The sequence below is a fragment of the Mesoplasma chauliocola genome, assembly GCF_002290085.1.
GTDB lineage: Bacteria > Bacillota_I > Bacilli_A > Mycoplasmatales > Mycoplasmataceae > Mesoplasma > Mesoplasma chauliocola.
Window position 1 is genome coordinate 109,274 of sequence record NZ_CP023173.1, and the last position, 25,755, is coordinate 135,028.

Annotated in this window: 24 protein-coding genes; 22 read left to right on the forward strand and 2 right to left on the reverse strand. The window is 27.4% G+C overall.

What is annotated here, in order from left to right; all coding sequences use genetic code 4:
- Positions 1 to 2 precede the first annotated feature (2 nt).
- From CK556_RS00420 to pth, 9 genes are all read left to right on the forward strand, one after another.
- Positions 3 to 3,563 (forward strand): ABC transporter permease, encoded by a 3,561-nt coding sequence (locus CK556_RS00420; RefSeq protein ID WP_036246791.1) that lies wholly within the window; start codon positions 3 to 5, stop codon positions 3,561 to 3,563.
- A gap of 9 nt (positions 3,564 to 3,572) precedes the next feature.
- Positions 3,573 to 4,916 (forward strand): M17 family metallopeptidase, encoded by a 1,344-nt coding sequence (locus CK556_RS00425; RefSeq protein ID WP_027875784.1) that lies wholly within the window; start codon positions 3,573 to 3,575, stop codon positions 4,914 to 4,916.
- Positions 4,917 to 5,010: 94 nt separating this feature from the next.
- Positions 5,011 to 6,354 (forward strand): M17 family metallopeptidase, encoded by a 1,344-nt coding sequence (locus tag CK556_RS00430; protein WP_027875783.1) that lies wholly within the window; start codon positions 5,011 to 5,013, stop codon positions 6,352 to 6,354.
- Between the two features lie 62 nt (positions 6,355 to 6,416).
- Positions 6,417 to 7,766 (forward strand): M17 family metallopeptidase, encoded by a 1,350-nt coding sequence (locus CK556_RS00435; RefSeq protein ID WP_027875782.1) that lies wholly within the window; start codon positions 6,417 to 6,419, stop codon positions 7,764 to 7,766.
- 44 nt (positions 7,767 to 7,810) lie between these two features.
- A complete protein-coding gene (locus tag CK556_RS00440) occupies positions 7,811 to 8,500 on the forward strand; it encodes a hypothetical protein (protein ID WP_027875781.1) in 690 nt (229 codons plus the stop codon).
- A 187-nt stretch (positions 8,501 to 8,687) separates the two neighbouring features.
- Complete coding sequence (locus CK556_RS00445) at positions 8,688 to 9,977, forward strand: adenylosuccinate synthase (RefSeq protein ID WP_036246789.1); 1,290 nt, start codon at positions 8,688 to 8,690, stop codon at positions 9,975 to 9,977.
- Positions 9,978 to 9,997: 20 nt separating this feature from the next.
- Entirely contained in the window at positions 9,998 to 11,296 is a 1,299-nt protein-coding gene (purB, locus tag CK556_RS00450) for an adenylosuccinate lyase (protein WP_027875779.1), read from the forward strand.
- A 34-nt stretch (positions 11,297 to 11,330) separates the two neighbouring features.
- Positions 11,331 to 12,374 (forward strand): ribose-phosphate diphosphokinase, encoded by a 1,044-nt coding sequence (locus CK556_RS00455; protein WP_027875778.1) that lies wholly within the window; start codon positions 11,331 to 11,333, stop codon positions 12,372 to 12,374.
- An 11-nt stretch (positions 12,375 to 12,385) separates the two neighbouring features.
- Positions 12,386 to 12,949 carry an aminoacyl-tRNA hydrolase gene (pth, locus tag CK556_RS00460; RefSeq protein ID WP_027875777.1) on the forward strand — a complete coding sequence of 188 codons (564 nt, stop codon included), beginning with the start codon at positions 12,386 to 12,388 and terminating at the stop codon, positions 12,947 to 12,949.
- Positions 12,950 to 12,992: 43 nt separating this feature from the next.
- Here the strand turns inward: pth and CK556_RS00465 are convergent, their stop codons facing one another.
- Positions 12,993 to 13,733, reverse strand: coding sequence for a class I SAM-dependent methyltransferase (locus tag CK556_RS00465; RefSeq protein ID WP_169728217.1), 741 nt, complete (start codon positions 13,731 to 13,733; stop codon positions 12,993 to 12,995).
- A gap of 52 nt (positions 13,734 to 13,785) precedes the next feature.
- Complete coding sequence (locus tag CK556_RS00470; protein WP_027875776.1) at positions 13,786 to 14,295, reverse strand: hypothetical protein; 510 nt, start codon at positions 14,293 to 14,295, stop codon at positions 13,786 to 13,788.
- Positions 14,296 to 14,459: 164 nt separating this feature from the next.
- Between CK556_RS00470 and rpsF the strand changes: the two genes are divergently transcribed.
- The 13 genes from rpsF (at position 14,460) to CK556_RS00535 (ending at position 25,749) form a co-directional block, all read left to right on the forward strand.
- On the forward strand, positions 14,460 to 15,317 hold the full coding sequence (gene rpsF / locus CK556_RS00475) for a 30S ribosomal protein S6 (RefSeq protein ID WP_084545428.1): 858 nt from the start codon (positions 14,460 to 14,462) through the stop codon (positions 15,315 to 15,317).
- Between the two features lie 65 nt (positions 15,318 to 15,382).
- On the forward strand, positions 15,383 to 15,838 hold the full coding sequence (locus CK556_RS00480) for a single-stranded DNA-binding protein (RefSeq protein WP_027875775.1): 456 nt from the start codon (positions 15,383 to 15,385) through the stop codon (positions 15,836 to 15,838).
- 26 nt (positions 15,839 to 15,864) lie between these two features.
- A complete protein-coding gene (rpsR, locus tag CK556_RS00485; RefSeq protein ID WP_011182979.1) occupies positions 15,865 to 16,095 on the forward strand; it encodes a 30S ribosomal protein S18 in 231 nt (76 codons plus the stop codon).
- A 135-nt stretch (positions 16,096 to 16,230) separates the two neighbouring features.
- Positions 16,231 to 16,674 (forward strand): 50S ribosomal protein L9, encoded by a 444-nt coding sequence (gene rplI / locus CK556_RS00490; RefSeq protein ID WP_027875774.1) that lies wholly within the window; start codon positions 16,231 to 16,233, stop codon positions 16,672 to 16,674.
- Position 16,675: 1 nt separating this feature from the next.
- Entirely contained in the window at positions 16,676 to 18,022 is a 1,347-nt protein-coding gene (gene dnaB / locus CK556_RS00495) for a replicative DNA helicase (RefSeq protein WP_036246787.1), read from the forward strand.
- Between the two features lie 64 nt (positions 18,023 to 18,086).
- Positions 18,087 to 19,517: a hypothetical protein gene (locus CK556_RS00500; RefSeq protein ID WP_027875772.1), complete on the forward strand. Its 1,431-nt coding sequence runs from the start codon at positions 18,087 to 18,089 to the stop codon at positions 19,515 to 19,517.
- Between the two features lie 115 nt (positions 19,518 to 19,632).
- A complete protein-coding gene (locus CK556_RS00505; RefSeq protein ID WP_027875771.1) occupies positions 19,633 to 20,547 on the forward strand; it encodes an ECF transporter S component in 915 nt (304 codons plus the stop codon).
- Positions 20,548 to 20,568: 21 nt separating this feature from the next.
- Entirely contained in the window at positions 20,569 to 21,894 is a 1,326-nt protein-coding gene (gene cysS / locus CK556_RS00510) for a cysteine--tRNA ligase (RefSeq protein ID WP_027875770.1), read from the forward strand.
- Between the two features lies 1 nt (position 21,895).
- Entirely contained in the window at positions 21,896 to 22,624 is a 729-nt protein-coding gene (rlmB, locus tag CK556_RS00515) for a 23S rRNA (guanosine(2251)-2'-O)-methyltransferase RlmB (protein ID WP_027875769.1), read from the forward strand.
- A gap of 75 nt (positions 22,625 to 22,699) precedes the next feature.
- A complete protein-coding gene (gene rpmG / locus CK556_RS00520; protein WP_027875768.1) occupies positions 22,700 to 22,864 on the forward strand; it encodes a 50S ribosomal protein L33 in 165 nt (54 codons plus the stop codon).
- Positions 22,864 to 23,217 carry a preprotein translocase subunit SecE gene (gene secE / locus CK556_RS00525; protein ID WP_051412774.1) on the forward strand — a complete coding sequence of 118 codons (354 nt, stop codon included), beginning with the start codon at positions 22,864 to 22,866 and terminating at the stop codon, positions 23,215 to 23,217. Before rpmG ends, secE begins: the two co-directional genes overlap by 1 nt.
- Positions 23,218 to 23,228: 11 nt before the next feature.
- Positions 23,229 to 23,849 (forward strand): transcription termination/antitermination protein NusG, encoded by a 621-nt coding sequence (gene nusG / locus CK556_RS00530; RefSeq protein ID WP_027875766.1) that lies wholly within the window; start codon positions 23,229 to 23,231, stop codon positions 23,847 to 23,849.
- A gap of 130 nt (positions 23,850 to 23,979) precedes the next feature.
- Positions 23,980 to 25,749, forward strand: coding sequence for a ribonuclease J (locus tag CK556_RS00535; RefSeq protein WP_027875765.1), 1,770 nt, complete (start codon positions 23,980 to 23,982; stop codon positions 25,747 to 25,749).
- Positions 25,750 to 25,755 lie beyond the last annotated feature (6 nt).

Sequence of the window (25,755 nt, forward strand, 5' to 3'; positions counted from 1 at the left end):
AAATGAGACTTCGATTAATAATAAAACAATCTTGAAAAGATTATAAAAACAAAGGTATTTTGTACCTAGTTTTTATTTTATTTTTGACAATTGTTTTAGGTGTTATTTTGGGAATAATTTCTTTTTTAACATATGCTGAATTTAATTTAAATCAAGCTTACCAAACTCGCTATGCAGGCCAGATATATGTCTCAAATAATTTAGCAAGTCAAGAAAAATACAAAAGTGATCCTTCTGAGTTAGATCCTGAGTTGGAATTTGGTTCAATAATTGATAAAAATGGAAAATTAAGAGAATATATACTTTCAAATATTTATGAAGAAACAAAAAATGAAATAACTTTTGACAAGCTAGAATATACAATCAATTCTTATATTGATTTTTTAGGAAAGTATGCAAAAGGAAATATTGAAAATTTTAGCAATTGAATTGATGAAGAAAAAATAAATGAATATCATGGATATAAAATTGAAGATATAAGAATATTTAAAAAGATAAATGATGATTTAGATAAAAATTTATCGTATATATCTGGTGAGTTAATGTTGCTTTACTATTATGATACTTTAACTGATTTTGACTTTTGAGCATATCCAAATAGATGAGGGTTGACTGATGAATTTAAAAATTCAATAATTGTAACTTTAAGTCCAAGCTATGAAAATAACTTTAAAACTTTAGAAGAATATGAAGAACATCCTGAATTTCATAGATCCTCTGCAAATGACTTTGTTGTTTACGAAGATAGGGACACTAAAAGCTTTTCAAGTAAAGATCAAGAAAAAATTTACAAAGGTGAATTTGTTTATGTTACACCAAAGTACCTAGAAGTAAATAATTTATCTATTGGAGATAAAGTTAATTATATTTATAATGATTCATATTTTGAAATGATAATAAAAGGAACTATGATAACTCCACATAGTACAACCATGAATGATAATCAAGGAAATGTTCTTTTTGATTATAGAGGGTATCAGAAAGCATTTGATAGTAAAAGACTTAATAATCAAAAACTATTAGTACTTGAGCAAAATAATAGCGTTTCATATACATATGAAAAATTATCAAAAAGCTTAAATGAAAACTTTGTTATGAAGGGATATGGCATTGAACCTCAAACAAAATACGAGCAAATCTATTTAATTTGAGATAATTCATTTCAAGATAACGTTTTTACAATAACTTTGTTTTTATTAAATAAAATTCTCACTATTGTAATAATTGGATTAATACTGGTTGTTTTCATTGTATTTTATTTTATGTCTGAAAACTTTTTAAGACTTCAGAGACAAACTTTTTATAATTTAAAAGCGATGGGATGTAATAATTTTTCGTTAACTCTAATTTCCTCAATATCAGCAATATTACCAATAATTATTTCGTTCATTCTTTCATTTTTTATTGTTATTCCAATGTCAAACATGCTTTCAACCGCTGTTAAAACAGCATTTTCATTTTATTGACCAACAATAATGATTACGTGAAAGTTTGTAATGTTTTCATTTTTAATTCTATTTATGATATTCAGCATATTCTTATTTAATAATTTTATTGTACTAAGTGGTAGAAAATCAAAAATAAATAAATTTAAAGAAAGTAAAAAACCTTCTGCTCCTATAATATACATTAAGAAATTTATGTTGCCTTTACCAAGCAGAACTAGAATTGGATTGTCATTTGCATTACTTAATATAGCTAAGAATATTTATTGTTTTATTATACTTATGCTAGCCTTTTCAGTAATTCTATTTACTTTTCAATTTAATGTATCCGTTAAAAATTCTGCAAATTCAATGGTTGAGTTTGCATATCCTGATGTATCAATAAAATATCAAAGCAAATGATGAGATTTACAAGAAAATAAAGACGAAAAAACTCAAACCATAACGTATAGTTCATCTAATGATCAAATATTGGGTTATGACAAAATGGAAGATTTTATTAAGATTAGAACAAGTGATGATTTTATTAACATGTTAGTGTTTACAACTCTAAATATTGATGTTCCGCATTCTCTAACAGGTACTTCAACCAATGACTTAGGTAACTATATTTTAACTGGTGACTATATATGAGATTTGGCAAATTCTGCAAATTCAGAAGAGTCATTTAATTTGATTTTGGATGTTGTAATTTTAAAAGTAAATAAATTACATGATGACAAAATAATTTCAGAAAAAAATAAGAATGAAGCTGTAAATTGAATTAATTCAAATAGAGAAAAAATTTGAAAGTACTACAAAATTTTTCAAGATTATATATTCACTATGAAGGTTAACATGACAAATCTTGGTTTAAATGAAACTTCACAGTTACCAATTAATTTATTATTTGGTAAAACTTTTATTCAGCCTGATAAGAAAAGTTATTGAAGTTCAGGTGTGTCTTTTTCAAGTATTGCTGATGGTTCTTTTAGAGGGCAAGCAACAGCTGTTTCAGCAAGTAGAAATCAAAATCAAAAATCTTTTGGAAAAACAAGTGAGCTTTATAAACAGAGCACAATAACTGAAATTACAATGAACAATAAAACAAATGCAAAAGCATTGAATGTTGAAATATCTAGACCGCTATTTGATAGAATGGGTTTTAGTGTAGGAGACACAATGCTAATGAGTGTAGATTCTCTTAAAACAGATTATTTTGAAGATATAAGAATACCAATAAGAATATCTGGTATTCAAAAAAATGATCTTTTAACCCCAAATGTCTATTTTGAAAAAACAGATTATTTTGAAGTTCTTAAATATACATTATTAAATAGAGCTGTTGCCTTTGATAATCAATCAGCATATTCAACTATATTAGATGATAATCAAATTATATCTGCAGAATGAAATAGTTACCTAGAGTTTATAGATGATACTATTAAAAAATCAGGATCAATTAATCATGAGGATACTTTAGTTTTAAATAATGCTCAATTTTCAACAGATGATTTACCTGTAAATTTAAGGTTTTTAACTATACCTAGATTAACAAACACCACTGCTAAAAGCGAGTCGTCAGAAAATGTTGATTTAGAGAGAACGGATCTTCTAAGCTATATTGATGGTGATATTGATAGTTTTTGATCTTCAAAAAATGGTATATACCTAAATTCAATATCAAATGATATATGAAACTATAGATTAATAAGAGATGCTATTCTTAAAAAAGCTGAGCCATTCCAAAAGGTAATGAGAGCAATAGATCAAGCATTGGTAGGAATGGTAATAGCAATATCATTGGTGTTGATATCACTTATTTTAATGGAAAATAAAAATACGATTATTTTATTTAAATCTCTTGGTTATAGACCCAGAGAAATTAATAAATATTTAGTTACAGGATATTTTATATCGGCTTTTATGGCTATTATGGGAGCTATAGTCATTAATAAGTTTCTAATTGAAAAATTGTCCCCACTAATAAATGAAAGCGCAGGAATTTCATTAGTATATGTTCTAAGCTATTCATATATTTTATACGCAATTATTCTATTTATTGGATTTGTATTTTTAGTATGAGGTTCAATAAAAATTTACACACGCAGACAAAAAGCAAAAGAAATAATAACATAGGAGAAAAAAATGATTTACATAAATAAAGAAAAACAAGAAATAAGTGTTAAAGCAGTAGCTGATAATTCACAAAATAAAATTATTAAAAATAAAGCTGGAACAGCAACATTGATTTCAGAAGACAAAATAATATATGTTGTTTTAAAAGAAGGAGAAGATACATTTGAAGAGCAAATTTCATCAGCTATTAAAAGTATCATTTCTTCATTTGACTTTAATTTAGATATTGAAATGTCATCTTTTTTTAAACTAGCTAATAAATTAAGTAAGGAAAAAATAATTAGAATAGTATATGAAACAATATCTTTTGAAAAGCATGTTGGTTTATCAACATCAAAAGAAGAAAATTTTTCATATAATCTTTTGGTTAATGAAGATTACGATAAATTATTTAAAGAACTTGAACTAACAACTGAATACACAAATTATGCAAGAGATTTGCAAGATACTCCACCAAATATTGGAACAAGTGAGTATTATGCAGAAAAAATATCAAAAGATGCATCAAACATTGATGGATTAAAAGTTACTGTTTTAGGTAAAAAAGAAGCCGAAAAATTAGGAATGGGATTATTTTTAGCAGTTAACGCTGGTTCAGCTCATGAAGCGAAAGTTGTTGTAATGGAATATTGTGGAGATTCAACACAACCCAAAACAGGACTAGTTGGGAAAGGGATTTGTTTTGACTCTGGAGGATATAACTTAAAACCTTCAAATTATATGGAAGGAATGAAATTTGATATGTCTGGAGCAGCTGTAGTTTTATCAGCAACAATGGCTTTGGCAAAAGCCAAATCAAAAGCAAACATTGTAGCTGTGGGAATGTTCACAGATAATAAAATAGGTAAGAATGCAACACTCCCTGATTCCGTAGTAACTTCAATGAGTGGAAAAAAAGTTTTAATTTTTGATACGGATGCAGAAGGAAGACTAGTGTTAGCAGATGGTATTAGTTATGTTGTTAAAGAGAAAAATGTAGATCAAGTTATTGATGCCTCTACTTTAACAGGAACTGTGTTATTTGCATTAGGGCACAATGCTACTGGGGCATTTTCACATTCAGAAGAATTAATTAATAAATTAAATATTGCTTCTGAAAGTTCAGGCGAAAGATTTTGAAGATTACCAATCTTTAAAGAACATTTAAAACAAGTTAAAAAAGATGCAGCACCATTAGCAGATTTAACAAATGCTTGTCGTGTAAGATATGAAGATTGTTCTTACGCAGCTGCTTTCTTAAATGAATTTGCTGAAAATAAACCTTTCTTGCATTTAGATATTGCAGGAACTGCTGATAAAGAAAATAAAGGTCAGGGTGTTTTAGTTAAAACTTTATTTGAAATGTTTAAATAAAAGTGGGTAATTCCACTTTTTCTTGTTTTAACCTATTATTGTTTTACTTATTAAGTGATATAATTTTTTGTAAATAGAAAGATGGTATATATTTATGATTACATTAAATAAAACAAATCACGAAATTAAATTTATTGCTGTTGCAGATAACAAAGGTAATGAATTTATTAAAGATAGTGCAGGAGCTGTGACTTTAATTTCAGAAGACAAAACAATCTATTTAGTTATTAAACAAAAAGGATGCAGAGTAAAACAAATTAAGGCAGGCTTAAAAGCAGCTTTAGCAAATTACAAATATAACTTAAACATTGAATTGGATTCAATTATTAACTTAATGGGAGAAGAACACAGCGAATTAGTATTTAACACTGTTTATGAAACAATTGCGTTTTTATCTCATGATGTAGTAACTTATAAAAAAGATTCAAAATCATCAAAAGTAGAATTTAACATTGTTACAAAAAAAGATTTCAATGAATTAGAAAAGTCAGCATTGATTAAAACTGAAATGATTAATTATGCAAGAGATTTACAAGATACTCCACCAAATATTGGGACAAGTGAATATTATGCAGAAAAAATATCAAAAGATGCAGCAACTATTGATGGATTAAAAGTTACTGTTTTAGGTAAAAAAGAAGCGGAACAATTTGGAATGGGATTATTCTTAGGAGTTAATGCAGGTTCAGCTCATGAGCCAAAAATTGTTGTAATGGAATATTGTGGAGATGCAACACAACCAAAAACAGGATTAGTTGGAAAAGGGATTTGCTTTGACTCTGGAGGGTATAACTTAAAACCATCAGCTTCAATGCAAGGAATGAAATTTGACATGTCTGGTGCTGCAATTATGTTATCAGCAACAATGGCATTAGCAAAAGCAAAAGCAAAAGCAAATATTGTTGCAGTTGGAATGTTTACAGACAATAAGATTGGAACAACAGCTACTTTACCAGAATCAGTTTTAACATCAATGAATGGTTTAACTGTTGAAATCAACAATACAGATGCAGAAGGAAGATTAGTATTAGCTGATGGAATGACTTATGCAATTAGAGAAAAAGGTGTTGAAAGAATTATTGAAGCTTCAACATTAACAGGGGCACTATTAGTGGTTTTAGGAAATTCAGCAATTGGTGCATTTACACATCAAGATGAATTATGACATACTTTTGAAGCAGCTTCACTAAAAACTAGAGAAAGAATGTGACGTTTACCAATCTATGAAGAACATTTAGAAAGAGTGAAGGCAGGAGCAATCTTAGGAGATCTTTCAAATGCTGTTAAAGGTTATGAAGGAAGTTCAACTGCGGCAGCATTCTTAAATGAATTTGCAGAAGAAAAACAATTTATTCACTTTGATATTGCTGGAACAGCAGATATTGATGGTCGTGGACAAGGTATTTTAATTAAAACATTATTTGAAGTTTTAAAATAATTAATTTTTTTAATCATAAGTATTAAAGCTTATGATTTTTTTAAATAGAAATGAGAATTTGCATGATAACAATTAATAATAAAAACTTAAAGTATAAGCTTGTAGCTATAAACAATGAATCATCAAATAAGCAAGTTGATTTTGAACCTGGAAAAGTTAGTTTTATTAGCGAAGAAAATACTTTCTACTTAGTTATAAAAAAAGATTCTATGTCAAATTTAAGACAAGTTAAATTAGGAATGTCAGAATTTATTAAAAATTCAAAGGGTGATACAACAATAAATTTTGATACTTTTAAACTTGCCTTACCTGAAATCTCACCTGAAGTACTTTTTAATGTTATATTTGAAATAATTTCATTTGAGACTCATGAAAAAATTACTTATAAAAAAGAGAATAAAATAAATAATTTTGTATTTAATATTGAAGCGGAAGAATATGATGATTTATATAAAGAAAACCTTATTAAAAATAAATATGTAAATTATGCAAGGGACTTACAAGATTTTCCGCCAAATATTGGAACAAGTAATTTTTATGGTGAAAAAATATCAAAAGATGCAATAAACATCGAAGGATTAAAAGTTTCAGTTTTAAAAAATAGAGAATTAAAAAATTTAAATATGAACTTAGTTTTAGCTGTGAATGCTGGATCAAATCATGAAGCAAACGTTGTTGTTTTAGAATACAATAATAATCCAGGTGGTGAAAAAATTGCATTAGTTGGAAAAGGGATTTGCTTTGACACTGGAGGTTATGATTTAAAACCTTCAACGTTTATTGAGGGAATGAAATTTGATATGACTGGTGCTGCGATTGTTGTGTCTATAGCAATGGCTTTAGCCGAAGCAAAGGCAAAAGTTAACTTTGTAGCCATAGGTCTTTTTACTGATAATTTAATAGGAACAAAAGCAACTTTACCAGAGTCAGTCTTAAAATCAAAAAATGGTTTAACTGTTGAAGTTAACAATACTGATGCAGAAGGAAGATTAATTTTGGCTGATGGTATAACATATGCTATTAAAGAAAAAAATGCTGATAAAATTTATGATATTGCAACCCTAACAGGAGCAACTGCTATGGCTCTTGGGGAATCTGCATCAGGTGTATTTACAGAATTTGATGAAATGTGAGAAAATCTTGAAAATGCTTCTAAATACACTACAGAAAGATTTTGAAGATTACCTATTTTTGAAGATCATAAAGAACAAGTTCAAAATGATTCAATTTTGGCTGACTTAACTAATTCGTGTAATAAAGGACCTGGTGGTTCAACTGCAGCAGCATTCTTGACGTTCTTTGCAGAGGATAAAAAATTCTTACACATTGATTGTTCAAGAGTTGTTAGGGTTGGCCTTAAAGGCCAAGGTTATATTGTTAAAACAATCTTTGAAGCATTAAAAAATTATTAGAGCTTTAAGTTATAATATTAGAAAGAAATAAATGAGGAAACAATATGAAAATCAATACTTGAACATTTTATGATGCTAAAAACTTAGTAGATGTACAAATGAATCCGCTTTTAAGTGGAGATATCGTATTCTTGGTTTTAAGACCAGATATTAATCAACCAAATAGGTTATTAGGTTTTGGATTGCCAAAAGAGAAATCAGCAACTGTTATTGTAGATTTACAAAATAAAGAATTAACTCACGACGATGTTTATGCAATTTTTAAAGGGAATTTAGGAATAACTGATACAAAAAACATTAAACCAATTGAAATTAACGGAACAAATCTTTCAACTCCAATCAGATTGGAAAATATTCAAAAATTAATTGAAGTTTATAATGTATTCTTTAAATCTGAGTCATTTGAATTTGAAACAAATGATTATTCAAAAGAAGAAGATTTAGCAAGACCAGATATTTTTACAGAGTTAGATTTTAATAAAATTGCATTACCAAATATTTTACAAAGTTTACAAGCTGGTATGAATGAGTACAATAAGCAAATGGAATTTTTACAAAAAACTGAAATGCCTGATGAAGAAAGAAAAGATAAAATCGTTTCACTATCAGTACTTCAATCTAACTTAATTTTATTCTTTGATAATGCGTTAAGAAAATTAAATAATGTTGTTATTGAGCAGCAAAATGAAATAGAACAATTAAAGAATGACAAAAGTAACTTAAAATTGAACTAAAGTTTGAAATTATTATGATTTTATATATAATAATTTAGTAAGTAAAACAGAGGAGTTATTAAAATGAAGGTTTTAATTAAGTCAATAAAACTAAATAGACTAACCAACAAAATAACTCAAATAATGTAAAAATAACCTAAATTTGCCGAAAAGCAAAGAGGTTATTTTTTGTTTTAGAAAGGATTTTATGAAAGAAATAAATTCATTAGTTGTTGTAGGAGCTCAATGAGGAGACGAAGGAAAAGGAAAAATGACTGACTATTTTGCCCAAAAAGCAGATGTAGTTGTTAGATTTGCTGGTGGAGATAACGCTGGACACATAATTAACTTTAATGGTCAAAAACATAAGGTCACAATTATACCTTCAGGAATTTTTAATCCCAATGTCACTAGTGTAATTGGTAATGGATGTGTAGTTAACTTAAAGAATCTAGTTACAGAGTTAAATACTATTAAAGCCAGTGGAGTGGAACTAGGAAAGCTTTTAATTTCTGATCGTGCTCAGTTAATTATGCCTTATCACATTTTAATTGATGGAGCTCAAGAAGAGGCAAGAGGTGCTAGAAAAATTGGAACGACAAAAAGAGGAATTGGACCAACTTATCAAGATAAAGCATCAAGATTAGGGATTAGAATCGCAGATATTGAAGAGACAAATTTTAAAGAAACATTTAAAGAAATTTTTGAATATGAAATGAAATTTTTGAAAAATATGTTTAATGTTGAATCAATTAGTTTTGAAGAAACATTTGCTCAACTAATGAATGATTATAAAGTAATTAAGAGTTTTATCACGGATACTGGAATATTTGTTGAAAGAGCAATTAAAGAAGGCAAAAAAGTATTATTTGAAGGTGCTCAAGGTGCACTTTTAGATATTGATCATGGTACATATCCATATGTAACAAGTTCAAACACTTCTGCAAATAATGCTTCAACAGGAACAGGAATTTCTCATAAATTAATTAAAAATACTCTTGGTGTAGTTAAAGCTTATTCAACAAGAGTTGGTGCTGGTGCTTTTCCAACTGAGCTTGTAAATAATGTAGGTGATGGAATTAGAGAAAGAGGACATGAATATGGATCAAATACAAAAAGACCTAGAAGAGTTGGTTGAATTGATTTGGTTGCATTAAGACATGCAATTAGAACTTCGGGTCTTGATTATTTATTCATAACTTTATTAGATGTTTTATCAGGTATGGATGAAATTATGATTTGTGAAAGATATATTTTAGATAATAAAGAAATTGATTTTATGCCACCAACAAGCTCTAAACATGAAAAATGTGAAGCTAAATATATTACAATGCCAGGTTGAAAACAAGATATAACAAGTGTCAAATCTTTTACTGAATTACCTATAAATGCTCAAGCATATTTAAATAAAATAGCTGAATTATGCGAAATTGAAATATCAGGTTTTTCAGTTGGACCAGATAGACTTCAAACAGTAATTATGAAAGAAATAATGTAATCATTAAACAAGGTGTAAAAATGATAAATAGATATACAGTTAAAAAAATAGAAGATATTTGAAATGATGAAAATAAATTAAATATTTGATTAGATGTAGAGAAAAAAGTCAGTTATGCTTGAATGAAAATGGGTATAGTATCACAAGATGAATATAATTTAATAAGTCAAAATGCATCAATTAATATTCAAAGAATGTTAGAAATCGAAAAAGAAACGCGTCATGATGTTGTTGCATTTACAAGAGCTATTTCTGAAACTTTAGGTAAAGAGAAAAAATGAATTCATTTAGGATTAACTTCAACTGATGTTGTTGACACAGCTCAAAATAAGTTAATTCAATTATCAAATAGAATAGTTGTTGCATCATTAGTAGAATTAAAAGCCGTTTTAAAAGATAAAGCTTTAAAATACAAAAATACTTTAACTATGGGAAGATCACATGGCATTTATGGTGAACCAACATCTTTGGGCTTAAAATTTTTGTTGTGATTTGATGAATTAAATAGACAACTTGAAAGATTTTATTTAGCAAGAAAACAAATTGAAGTAGCAAAAATATCAGGCTCAATGGGAAATTATGCAAACATGGAGTTTGAAATTGAGGAAATAGTTGCAAATGAAATGGGATTGGGAATTGATAATATATCAACTCAAGTAACACAAAGAGATAGACATGCGTTCCTTATCAGTGTGTTTGCTAATATTGCCTCTACTTTGGAAAAAATAGCAACTGAAATAAGATTATTTCAAAGAAGTGAAGTACAAGAATGACATGAAGGATTTAAACCCAATCAAAAAGGTTCAAGTTCAATGCCACATAAAAAAAATCCTATTAGTTCTGAAAATATAACAGGACTTTCAAGGTATTTGCGTTCATTCACAAACGTTGCTTTTGAAAACAATGTGTTATGACATGAGAGAGACATTTCACATAGTTCAAATGAAAGAATCATTTTAAGTGATATTTATAATGTTTTAGTTTATTCACTAAATAGATTGAAAGAAACATTAGAAGAGTTAGTAATTGATGAAGAAAAAATGTTAGAACACATAAATAGTCAATTTAATGTTTTTTATAGTCAGCCAATGCTAAATTACATTTTAATTAATTGTGATGAATCAAGAGAAGAAGTTTACGACTTTATTCAAAAATGCACATTTGAAACAATGAATTCAAAAGTTGATTTTAAAGAGAGTTTAATTAGAAACGGATTAAATAAATATGTAAAAGATATGAGTAAAATTGAAGAAATTTTTAACATAAATTACTTTATTAGAAATGTTGACAAGATTTATTCAAGAACTTTAAAAAAATAATTGATATTATAAGAACAAAAGGGGAAATATTTAAATGCTTTCAAGAAAAGAAAATGTGCATATTTTTGGGTTAACACAAGGGATTGAATTAGCTCAAGAGATATGTGATATATTAGGTGTAAAAAGAAAAGAAGTAAAAACATTAAAATTTGCTGATGGTGAAATCTTAATTGAATCTTTAGATTCAGTGAGAGGAAAAGAAATTTATGTGATTCAATCAACTTCAACTCCAGTTAATGATAGCATCATGGAATTGCTTATTGCAATTGATGCTTTTAAACGTGGAAGTGCTGAAAAAATTAATGTCGTTATTCCTTATTATGGTTATGCTAGACAAGACCGTAAGGCAAAGGGAAGACAACCAATTACATCAAAGCTTGTTGCTGATTTATTAACAAAAGCAGGTGCAGATAGAGTAATGACAGTTGACATTCACTCACCGCAATCAATGGGATTCTTTGATGTTCCAATGGATAATTTCTATACAGCTCAAACATTAGCTAGTCAAATAATTGACACTATTGAAGCAAAAGGATGAGATCCAAATGAGTGTATATTAGTTTCACCAGATTATGGGGGAATGACAAGAGTTCATAAAGTTGAGTCATATACTTGTGGTTTAACAAATGGTATTGCAGTTATTGGTAAAAGAAGACCAGAACCCAACAAAGCAGAGGTGGAATTTGTTCTTGGAGATATTAAGGAAAAGCACTGTTTTATTATCGATGATATGATTGATACAGGTGGAACTATTATCAACGCTGCTAAGGCACTTAAAGAACAAGGCGCTAAAGATGTTCATATTTTTGCATGTCATGGTTTATTTAATGGACCAGCAAAAGAAAGAATGGTTTCTGCAATTAGTGAAGAAGTTGTGCAAGAAGTTGTAGTAACAAATACAATTCAAATAGCTGAAGAGAAAAAGTTTAAAGGATTAAAGATAATTTCAGTTGCCCCTTTATTAGCAGAAATGATTGATTCTTCAATTAGTCATGAATCATTAACAGAAGTTTACAATAATAAAAAGCAACAGATTTGAGATAGAGCTCAAACAATTATTAAAAAATTTAGCAAGTAAAGAGGAAAACAATGAAGTTAATAGTAGGACTAGGAAATTATGGTTTGCAATATGAAATAACAAGGCATAATGCAGGGTGAATAGCACTTGATCAATTAATAAACAAATATGGTTTTATTCAACAAAGAACTGAACTTAATTCAATTATTTATTTTTCTACTGTAAACAACGAAAAAGTTTTATTTGTTAAACCTCAGACTTATATGAATAATTCAGGAATAGCTGTTCAAGCAATTATGCATTATTATAAAATAGGGATTAAGGATTTAATTATTTTGCATGATGAGAAGGATTTCCCTGTAGGTAAAAATCAATTTAAAAAAAGTGGTTCTGCAGGAGGACATAATGGAATCAAATCAATTATTCAATACTTGGGAACACAAGAATTCAATAGATACAGAATAGGTATTGGTCAACCTGAACAAGGATGAAAAATAGTAGACTGAGTTCTTTCAAAATTTAGACCTGAAGAATTTGAAAATATTATTATGTCTACAAATGAAGTTTCAAATTTTGTAAATGATTGAACACTTGATATGTCATTTTCAAATATAATGAACAAATACAATAAATAAAAATGTATTAAAATGGGAATCAACTCATGTTTAATACATTTTTTTACTTTTCAAAAATAAAGGTTAAAGTTTTTAGGTTTAATTGTTTTAAATTATTGTAGTTCACAATGTGATGAATATTTTTAAATTCCAAGTCTTCAAGAATTTTTGTAAATTCTTCAACACCATATCATCATAATGTAAAATGTTGATTTTCATTTTGCTCATTTAACTTATATTCTATTTCCGAATAGGTTTTCTGCTCCAATCAATTTATTGAAATCGCTTTATTTTTGATTTGAATAATTTCGGAATTAGATGTTTTAAAATTAAATTCATGAATTTTGCCAGCACTAAAACTTGTTGGAAAAATTAGATCAATATAAATTCTTCCATTTTCAGTTAAGTGAAGCTTGAAATTTTTTAAAATCTTAAATATATCTTTTCGGTTTAATAAACAAAAACTTCCATTAGGCATAATAATTGTTTCAAATTTTTTATTTACTTCAAAGCTAGAAAGATCGGCTTCAAGATATTCAGATTCCATATTATATTTGATAAGATTATTTTTATATAAACTTAACATCTCCTTAGAATTGTCTATTGCAAAAACTTCAATCCCTCTTCTTAAAAGTGGTATAGCCATTCTTCCATTTCCGACTCCTGCTTCAAGCACTAATCCATCTCGTGGCATTAACTCCTTAATGTAAAAATCTATATCACCATCAATGCTTGTACCTGGGGGTTTTGACTCATCATAAACTGTTGAAGACAAACTCCCATAATAATTTTTACTTTTTTCCATAAATAAATTATAGATAAACAAAAATAAAAAGTAAGCAAATAAGTTAATTTTCTTACTTTTTATTTTTGTGTTCTTCAACATTAATCTTCAGCATTATTTTAACAACTCATACAACAATCATTGCACTCATGGAATCAAAAATTATTGAAAAAATTGTAGCAATTTCAGATCCTGGATTAGTATTCATAAAATCAAATAAAAATAGTAAACTTAGAATACTTAATATTAGCCCACATAACCCGAAGAAAAAACTATATAAATCTAAACGATTAGCAAATCTTTCAGCAACTGAAATTTTAATTCCTCTTTCAGATTTTATTTTCAAAATTCTTCCTCCAAACTTGAAAGCTAAAATTGCTGTTAGTGTGCTTAAAGTATCAAATCCTACTGTTAATGTAGTGAAAATGAAAGAAGCATGTTCGTCTGCTTTTCCACCTCAAACATTTGGATTCAAACTTAGTAAACTTAATATACCTAAAATAACACCAATTAATCCACATAAAGCACTTATTATTTCAATAATTATTAGTATTTTAGTTTCTGTCGTAATATTCTTTTTCATAAAAATGATTATACACCTTTAAACTTTTTTTGCATAATTGAGGTATTTTTAAGCTTAAAGTAGATTTTAAAGAGGCTTTCTTGTATAATATTTTAAGCGAGTTAATGTACACGGGATTAACTCCTTGGCCCAAAGGCCCAAAGACCAAAAGGAGGACATTAAAAATGTTAAGAAAATATGAAGCTATGTTTATCTTAGACCAAGATACACAAGATGTTAACGCTTTATCATCAAGAATGATTGATATCATTTCTAAGGATGGAAAAGTTATTGAAAAAAACGATTTGGGATTAATCGAATTTGCTTACAAAATTAACCATAAGAAAAAAGGACACTATTTTGTTGTTATAGTTGAAGCAACAGCTGAAGCTATTAAAGAATTCGAAAGAATTGCAAACATTGAAAAAAGTGTTGTAAGAACATTAATTATCAACACAGAAAATGAACAAGGTTATGAACAATCAGTTAAATTATCAAAAACTGATATGACTAAGTTTGAAGAAGAAAGAAGAGCAAAAAGAGATTTTAAAAAACCTTTTGTTAAAAAAGAATTTAGCAAACCAGGTGAAAGAAAACCTTTTGAAAAACCTGCTACAGAAACAACTGTTGAAGTAAAAGAAACTGTTAAACCAGTTAAAGCTGCTAAAAAAGTTGAAGAAGAAGTTTCTCATGAAGAAGCACATGACTTCGTTTCAAAAATGGAAGCAAAATACAAAGCACACTTAGCTGAAACTATTGAAGATAATTCTGATGAAGTTGAAGAAAACGAATCTAAAGCTGAAAATAAAAAAGAAGCTGCACAAAAACTAACAAAAATGTCAGCAGCTGAAAGAGCTAAAGTTGATGGATCACACAACATTGATGAAGAAAGATATGAGTTACAAAAATACTCAAATAAATTAAGAAGTGTTGCAATCGAAAAAAACTTACCAAAAAAATTACAAGAAGTTAACTTAAGAGATTTAACTAAAAAAGAACTAATCGAATACATGAGAAAAGTTCGTGCTGCATTAGCTAAATAGTTATATAATCAAAATAAGAAATATAAAATAAAAAGTTCATTGAACTTTAAAAGGAGCAGTAAACTATGAACCAAGTTTGTTTAATAGGAAGAATTACAAAAGACGTTGAACTAAGAAATACAAATAATGGACAAGGAAAATTTGTTTCTTTTACATTAGCTGTTAGTGAATATTCTGGACAAAAAGAAATCACAAATTTCATTCCTTGTTTTGCATTTAACAACACTGCTGAAAACATGGCTAGATTTTTATCAAAAGGAAGTCTAATTTCAGTTTCTGGAAGAGTTAATGTGAGAACTTCACAAAATGAAGGAAAATATGAAACTATTGTAACTATTACTGCCGACCGTGTAAACTTTTTAGAATCTGCTAAAACTAGAGGATCAAATGCTTCAGATGAAACAAATTCAAATATAAACTTAGATTCACCTATTCAAAATAGAACATCTTCAATAACATCAAACAATGTTCAAGAAGATGAAATTATTTTAAGTGAAGATGAATCAATTTTATGAGATTAATATAAATTTAGAAAGGCTACAAAATTATGGCAATGAAAAAATTCGTTAAAAAAAGAAAAAAAGTTAACTTTTTTGCTAAAAACAAAATTAACTACATCGATTACAAAGATGTTGAATTATTAAAAAAATTCATTTCAGGAAATGGACAAATCTTACCAAGAAGAATTACTGGAACATCTCCTAAACATCAAAGACAGTTGGCTGTTGCAATTAAAAGAGCACGTCAAATGGCTTTATTACCATACGTAATTGACTAATCAATCCTAAACCATCTTCAAGGTGGTTTTTTTGTATTTTAACATGTTTTTTTAAAATGAAAATATTTAGAAATATATTAATTAAATTAAACTTCTTTATAATAATAATTAAGTTAAAATTTAGGAGGCTGTCATATGAAAGTGATATTTTTAAAAGATGTTAAAGGTCAAGGAAAAAAAGATGAGATTAAGGAAGTAAGTGACGGATATGCAAGAAACTTTTTAATTCCAAAAGGACTAGTAAAAATCGCTACTGAAGGTAGTGTTAACTCTGTAAAAAATAGAAAAATTGTTGAGCAGCAAGAGAATGATTTGGCTATTGCTGAAACTAAACAACTTAAAACTTTATTAGAAGAAATAACTTTAAAATTCAAACTACAAATTAATGAAGGAAAAGCATTTCACTCAATTTCTAATCAAGATGTTGTAGATCAACTAAAAAAATCATATAAACTAGATTTAGATAAAAGAAAGTTTGTTAGTTTTAAAAATCTTAATCAAATTGGCCTACATTATTTAGTTATTAAACTTGGCTATGGTGTTGAAGCAAAATTAAAAGTAGAAATTCAAGGTGTGTAAAATGAGTAGAAAAGATATGAGCGAAAACAATTTATATGCTATTGAAAAAATGGTATTGGCAATTGCTATGCATTCACCAAATGCATTACCTGATATCATTACAGGATTAGTTGCTGATGATTTTTTAGACTCAACATATAAAACAGTTTTTCAAGCTATTATTGATCTTCAATCAGAAAGTAAAGAAGTAACAATTAATTCAGTTGCTAATCAACTTGAGAAAAAAGGTAATTTAGAAAAAATTGGCGGAATCGAAAGACTGCAAGACATTGCACTAGATTTCTTTTCAGATGAAGGTATTGAAAATTTTATTGAAGAAATTTTTTATGCCAGTGCTTCTAGAAAGTTTGATGCAGCTTTAAGACGTGTTCAAAATTTAAGAAAAGAAGAACAAATGGATATTGAAACATCAATGAATGAAATGCAAAAAGAACTTTTAAAGATCGATTTAAATGCACAAAAAAATGATGTTAAGAGTATTCATTCTTCAACTGAATTATTAATTAAAAAAATTCAAGAGTTAGAAAAAAGAAGTGAATCTCTTACTGGTATTCCTACTGACTTATATGAGTTAGACGAAATTACTTCAGGTTTACAAGAAGGTGATTTAATTATCCTTGCAGCTAGACCAAGTATGGGGAAAACAGCTTTTGCACTTAACTTGGCATATAATGCAGCAAGGCATAAAAATGGTGTAGCAGTTTTTTCATTAGAAATGCCAGCAGAACAATTAACTCAAAGAATCATGACAATGGTTTCAAAAATTGATTCTCGCAAATTGAGAACTGGTAAAAATATTTCAAAGGCAGAATGAAGTAATTTACTAGCTTCAAAAGAAATTGTTTCTCAATTGCCAATTTATATTGATGATACTCCTGGAATAACAGTACAACAAATACAATCAAAGTTATACAAATTAAAAAGAGATCATGATGTTAAATTTTGTGTTGTTGACTATTTACAATTAATTAGTTCAACCAATAGTAATGGTGATAGACAAAATGAAATTTCAAATATTTCAAGACAACTTAAAAGAGTTGCAAGGGAATTAAAGATTCCAATAGTTTGCTTATCTCAATTATCAAGAAGTGTTGAAAAGCGTGAAGATAAAAGACCGATTATGTCAGACTTACGTGACTCAGGGGCTATTGAACAAGATGCAGATATTATTATGTTTTTATATCGTGATGATTATTATAAACATAAGGACCCTAATGAAGAAGAAAACAAAATTGTTGATCAAGTTAGTTCAACAGATTTAATTCTTTCTAAACATAGAAATGGTGCAACAGGAACAATAAATATTTTGTTTGATAAAGGCCATGGTAAATTCATGGATAAAGGGTAATTAAAGTGGGATAAATCCCATTTTTTTGTTATAATTATTCAAGATAAACTCATAAGGAGGATTTATGAAAAAATTATTATCTATTATTACAGCGTTAACAGTAGCTTCTTCAGCAACAAGTAGTTTAGTTTCATGTAAAGTTTTAACAAATCCATTTGACATTAGCTTTAACAATTGAAAAACATTAGAGTCTTTAAAGTACGAATTTAATGAAATTACAGGAGAGTATGAACAGAACCAAAATTACGAAAATAAAGAAGAAGATGTGAAAAAAGCTTTAGATGGTGCTTATGGAGCTTTTGGTTCAACTATTGTTTCAGACATAATTAATTCTTTATTTTACAATGCAAATTTAAATGTAACTAAAAACTCTCAAAGAGTTTGACAGTACTTATATACAAATGATGATACTAAAGATAAAGGTATTTATGCTGATGGGCAATTCAGAACAGCAGGAATTAGTAGTAAAAATGAAGCTGAAGTAAAAGCTTACTATGAAAATGTAACACAAGTTGCTTCAATTTTAGGATATAGTCAATGAAGTCAAAATGGTGCAGATAAGCGATTGGATGATGATACTATTAATTATATTAATCAAATGTTTGATAGTTCAAAAAATCAAGGAATTACTGATGTAAAAATTGACACAAATTTATCAGTTTATAATGGAAAAGTTAACTTATTTGAATCAGAAGATAATAGCGGAACTTATGATGAAAATACAAAAAAAACTTGAACATCTGGAGAAGACAAAAATTATGTTTCAAATGAAATTTATAAAAACCAATGAGCGATAGATAATGATAAATATGAAGAAACTATATTAGGTACAAACTTTGGTGTTGATCCATATTCTCAATTATTCATTTCAGAAGTAAATGGTTTAGACGAAACAATTTCAAATTTAAATAATAATATTACTATTAATCAAGTAACAGAACAATCAGAAGAAAATAAAAAACATGAACAAGGTGAAATATTGAATTCACAAGATTCATCTTCAAATGATAGCGAACAAGGTATTGAATTTGAATATGTTCAAAAAGAAAACAAAGATAAAAATAATAATGTAACATCTTACACTTATACTCCTTATGCATACGGTTATGCTTTAATTCCAATGCAAAATGTAAAAATGCAAATTACATATAATGATGACAGAGATTTGAGAACAGGTGAGGCAAGGGGTAATGATTACATTCTTGATGTTGAAGTTTCTGGTTTAAACGCTGCATTTAAACCAGTATTGGGATTTACAACAGAAATTGATAAAAATCAAAATCTAATAAATACAAAGGATAGAAAACCTTACGTAGGTTGAAGATTTGCTGGATATCAATTTAATTCAAAAAATATTTTAGGTTTTCAAGAAGATGGGAAAGCTTTTACAGAAAGACCAGACAAAAATATGACACCAACAAATAAAAAATTTAATGATTTTAAAATAGAATCTTTAAAAATAGTAAAACAAGAAAAGCAAGAAAATAGTAATTAATGGTGTATTTATCTACATCATTTTTTATTAGCACAATACGTTTTTTGTTTAAAAATGCAAAAACAAATTAATATAAGTATAATATATATAAGTATTTTACTTGAAAGGGGATATGATGAATTATTTTTTACAATGGCTGATGTCAGAAAATCATTTAGCATACGCTTCAAGTTTGTTGACTTTTATATGCTTAATATTATTTTGATTAGGCTCATTTTTTTACAAAAAATATTTAGTTAAAAAAGGTGAATTATTTATTTCTCCAACTTTTAATACTAAAAATATTACTTATATGGGAATAATGATTGCATGTTCTGTTTCAGTAACAGTTGTTATTTCTTTAGTTGCCCCAATAACGGTTTTCCCTCCAATTAGAGTTGCTTTTGAAGGAATAATGATCAAAATAACAGGAATGATTTTTGGACCAATAATTGGGTTAATAGTAGGTTTAATTACAGAATTACTTACTATGCTATTTATTCCATCATTTATACACCCCGCATATTTCATAGTAGCTATCGGATTTGGATTTTGAGCTGGTACTTCTTCATTTGCATTTAAGTTAAAGTCTAAACAACAGTGAGTGACAGTTTTAGTTATAACTGTATTTATTCTGCTTGCGACAATATTCTTATATAACACATTACAATATTTACCAGCAGAAGATGGAAAAGTAAAATTATTTGGTTTAGCTGTTAAAAAAGAATTGATCCCAACAATATTTATTTTTATGATGTGCGCAATGTTAGGATTATGTTATGCGATTTGTGGAATCTTCATATTATTAAAAAAACAAAGATGATTGCAGATAATTTTACCGACATTTTTAATATGCATAGTTACAGAAATTTTAATTACTGTTTTAGTGGCATCTTGAGGAGATTCAAGTTTGCTTACATCAAATAGTAGTGATGGTTATATAAGCATGGTTGCCTTGAGGGTTGTACAAATACCGGTCAAAATAATTTTTAATACAATTTTATTATCAACTGTTTATTATGTGCTTAGACCTTTAATTAAAAACAAATAAAATATAAAAGAAAGGACTTTTATGAAACTATTTGATACTTTATCACAAAATAAAAAGCATATTAATAAAAAAGCTATCAACATTTATTCATGCGGTCCAACGATTTATGACTTCATTCATATTGGTAATGCAAGACCAATTCTTTTAATGGATACTTTAATTAGATTTCTTGAGACAAATGGAATTAAAGTAAATTTTCTACAAAATATAACTGACATAGATGACAAGATCATTCAAAAAGCAATTTCTGAAAATACTACTGAAAAGGAAATAACAAATAAATATTTAAGTGCCTTTTTAGATAATTTAAATAAGCTTAATATAAGAATGCCAAATAAGCTTATACCTATAAGTGAAAAGATTAATGAGATGAATAATTTTATTAACATTTTAGTTAAAAAAGAAGCAGCTTATAATATTGATGGTGATGTTTATTTTGATATTTCAAAATATCAAAAAGAGTATGGCAAATTGTCTAATAAAAAAATTGATGATTTAATTTCAGGAAATAGAGTTGAGATAGACCTTAAAAAGAAAAACTCTTTAGATTTTTCTGTTTGAAAAAAAACAAACTTAGGGATTAAGTTCGATTCTAGTTTCGGAAAAGGTAGACCAGGTTGACATACAGAATGTGCGCTTCTTATTGATGAATACTTTGACGGCGAAACAATTGATATTCATTCTGGAGGAATTGACTTGCAATTCCCACATCATGAAAATGAAAGAATTCAATATGTAGCAAAAAACAATAAAGAATTAGCGAATATATGAATGCATAATGGTCACTTGACAATTGATGGTGAAAAAATGAGTAAATCAATTGGAAATGCAATGACTTTAACCAATTTTTTAGAAAATTATCAAGCTGACATTTTAAGATGAGTTTTTTTAACAACACACTATAAGCAACCGCTAAATATTTCAGATGATTTAATTGAACAAGGCAAAAAATTTATTACAAAATTAAATAACCTTTCAAAAAAAATTAAACAAAATTTAATAATTGAATCTTTAAAATTAGATAAGCAAATAGATTTTTCTTATATTGAACAATTTAATCAATATATGAGTGATGACTTAAATACATCAAGAGTACTCACTTTAATAGAAGAAATTTTGAAAGATATTAATAAAATTATTTTGTCAAAAGACTTTTCATTGTTAAGTTTGAAAATTAACTCTCTTAACTATATCTTAAGTACGTTAGGAATTTCATGCAGTATTAAAACAGTAGTTACACAAGAAGAAGAGAAATTATACAAAGATTGAAAAGAAAAAGTAACTCAAAAAGATTTTGAAAATGCAGATTTATTAAGAAATGAATTAATTAAAATGGAGGTTTTATAAAATGGAAAATTTAGATTTAATTTATGGCAGGCATGCTGTTAATGAATTCATTAAAAAGCATCCAAATTTAGTTAAAAGAGTTTGAATTTCAAGTGACTTTAAAATTGATATAGATCAACATTTTTTTAAAATAATTCATACTGATAACAAAGAGATTCAAAGTTTAATTGGTATCGAAGCTAATCATCAAGGTGTTGTTGCAGAAGTTAAAGAATTCAATTATAAACCTTTTGGTGAATCACTTAATGAATTAAAGGATTTGGAAAGTGGATTAGTTTTAATTTTAGATCAAATTCAAGATCCCTATAATTTTGGTGCAATTATAAGGAGTGCTAGTCTTTTAGGGGTAGATAGCATTCTTATATTAGATCACAAACAAGTTTTAGTAAATTCAACTGTTGTTAAAACTTCAGCTGGCACTGTTTATGATATGAAAATAAGCAAAGTTACAAATATAAGTAACGCAATTAAAGATTTACAAAAAAATGGTTTTTGAATTTATTCAACACATTTAAATTCTGATTCAATTGATATGCGAAAAGTTGATTTTGCAAATAAGACAGCAATAATTATTGGAAATGAACATAAAGGTGTGAGCGAATTGGTTATGAAAAATAGCGATATGAATGTTTTTATACCTTCTTCAAATACAATTGATTCATACAATGCTAGTGTTGCCACATCTTTAATTCTTTATCATGTTGCCAATTATATTGGAAAACTAAAATAATAAATGTATAATTAACATAGTTATTAGGAGGTAGCCCTCCTTTTTAATTAGATAAAACTTGATTGGAGGGTTAATATGCAAAAATCAAAATCTACAAAAAAAATAATTTTAGTTTGTGAAGATTGTTTAAGTAGAAACTATTCAATAAACAAAAGCAGCTTAACTCAAAAAGAACGTTTGGAAATTAAAAAATTTTGCTCAATGTGTAATAAACACACTCTACATAAGGAAACAAGATAATGGCAAAGAAAAAAAATAATGAACTTTTATTAGAAAACGAAGTTAAAATTACTGACTCTGAAATTAATTTAGAAGAGTCAAGCAAAAGCAAAAAGCAAAAAATTAAAATTTCAAAAGAAACAAAAAAATCAATCAAAGTTAAAAAACAAAAAGAAAAGAAAAATATAAAATTAACAATTAAAGAATTACCAATTAAAATTGTTAAGGAAATAAGCAAAATTAAATGATCAGGTTGAGATAACTTGAAAAAGAAATATATAATTGTTTTGCTGTTTATGATATTTTTTGCAGTGTTATTCTTTTGTATAGGATTAGGAATAGAAGCACTGTTTAAATTAATTCAAGCATACTAAGAGGAGAAAATATGAACAAAGAAGAAATATTAAAATTAGAAGCTGACATTTTATCATCAAAAGGTCAATGATTTGTTGTTAATTCACAAACAGGACATGAGGAAAAAGTTTTAAATGACTTAAAAAACAAAATTAAAGCAGAAAAAATGGAAGACCAAGTTTTTGATATTAAAATTTCAAAAGGATTAGTTTTATCAAAAACAGGTAAAGAAAAGGAAAAAAACTTATTTCCAGGTTACTTGTTTATAAATATGGTAATGTCAGAAGAATCATGATTTGTTGTTCGTAACACTCCAGGAGTGACAGGATTTATTGGTTCATCAGGACGTGGGGCAAAACCATTTCCACTAACAGTTGATGAAGTTATTGAAATGTTAGTTCCAAAAACAGAGGTTATAAAAGAACAAATTAAACCTGAAAATGAGGCAGTAGTTAAAAAGCCATTATTTACAGCTCCATTTGTAGTTGGTGATTTTGTTAGAGTTAAAGAAGGAATTAATGCTGGTGAAGAAGGAGAAGTAAGTTCAATGGACTTTGAAAAAGGTGTTGCTGTTGTACTTATTGAAATGTTTGGTAGATATACAAATCTTGAAATTGCTTTTAGTGATGTTGAACCAGTTAAGGAATATTAATATTTAAATTAAATGACGTTAGTCATTTTTTATTATGTTAAAATATTTAAAAGCAAAACTGATCTAATCTAACGTTAATCGCGATTAGTGAATATTATATTAATTTAAAAAATAATAAGGAGAAAACTAAATGTCAAAAATTAAATTTATGGCACTTGGTGGACAAGATGAAAGAGGTAAAAATCTTTTTGTTTTAGACATAGACGATAACCTATTCATTTTAGATGCCGGTGTTAAATATCCTGATAAAGGAATTTTAGGTGTAGATATTGTTACACCAAAACTAGATTATTTAAAAAATAATAAAAATAAAATTAAAGGAATCTTTTTAACAAACTCAGCAAGTTACAATATGGGCGCTGTTCCTTTCATTTTAAAAACAATGGACGTACCAGTTTATTGTAATGAAATTACTCAACTTGTAGGAAAAATTAAAATTTCAAGAATGCGCATTAAAAACACAAAAGATCAAAATTTTAAAGTTGTTAAAGATAAACAAATTATTGATTTTGGAAAAGTTAAAGTTGAAGTATTTAGAACAACTTCAGCATCACCTCAGTCATATGGTTATGCTTTCCATACTGAAGAAGGGACTATTGTTTATGCTGGTGATTACATCATTGATGGAAAAGAGCAATCATATTTTTCAACAGACTTTAACCACATCAATGAAATTGGTAGAAAAGGTGTCTTAGCTTTAATAGCCGACAGTGAATATGCTTCAAGAAATGGATTTACTGTACCAAATCATAAAATTGAAAGTTTTATTTCTACTTCATTTAAGGAAAAGAAAACTAAAATAGCAATTGGAATTTTTGAAGAAGATATTTTTAAATTAGGTGAAATTTGCATGGCGGCAAAGGAAAATAATCGTAAAATAGCAGTTTATGGAAGAACAATGACAGAAATCTTAAAATCTAATTTAATTAATGAGAACTTACAAATAGCTCCAGAAGATATAATAACTGTTGATGAGTATATGAAATCAGAAAACGGATTATTAATAATTTCAGGCACCGGTGATGTTTTATATTCTAAACTAGCTAAAATTGCCACAGGAAATGATGAAGTAGTTGAATTTAGTGAAAAAGATTTAATTATTTTAGCAACACCTCCAGCTCCTGGGGTTGAAAAAAGACATGCCCAAATTTTAGATGAACTAGCTAGAACTGATGCTAGATTAATAGCTTTAAGTGATAGAAACATTTGAACAATGCACGCTTCATATGAAGACATTAAAGTTTTCACAAGTATGTTAAACCCAAAATATTTTATTCCTGTAAAGTCTTTATTTAAAGATTCTCTAAAAGCTGAAAAGGCAGCAATTGAAGCTGGTGTTAATGAAAGAAATATAATTATTGTTGATAACGGACAAGTTGTAAATATCTCAAAATCAAGTATTTCAATTACAGATAAGAAAATTGAAATAGGTAATTCTTATGTTGATCAAGCTGGAGTTGGCGATGTGGGTGCAATAGTATTGAATGAAAGAAAATTATTAGCAACTGATGGTGTTATGATAATTGGAGCAACTATTGATTCTAGAAATAAAGAATTAATTTCAATGATAGATACACAAATGCGTGGAGTTCTTTATATAAAAGAAGAAAATCCTATTTTCAAAATTATTCAAAAAGAAATAGAATCATTATTACAACAAGGTCAAAGCTTATTTAAAGAATCTCCAAATAAATATGATGTTAATGAAGTTAAAAAAGATATTGCAAATAAAGTCAAAAATTTAATTAAGCAAGAATCAGGCAAACAACCAATTGTGCTTGTTATTGTAAATGAATATGATGGTAAAGACTATGTCTTTAAACCAAGAAACAATAAGAATATCTATAGAAACAATAATTCAAAAACTAATAATAACAATAATAAAAACGGATCAAATTAATTAATC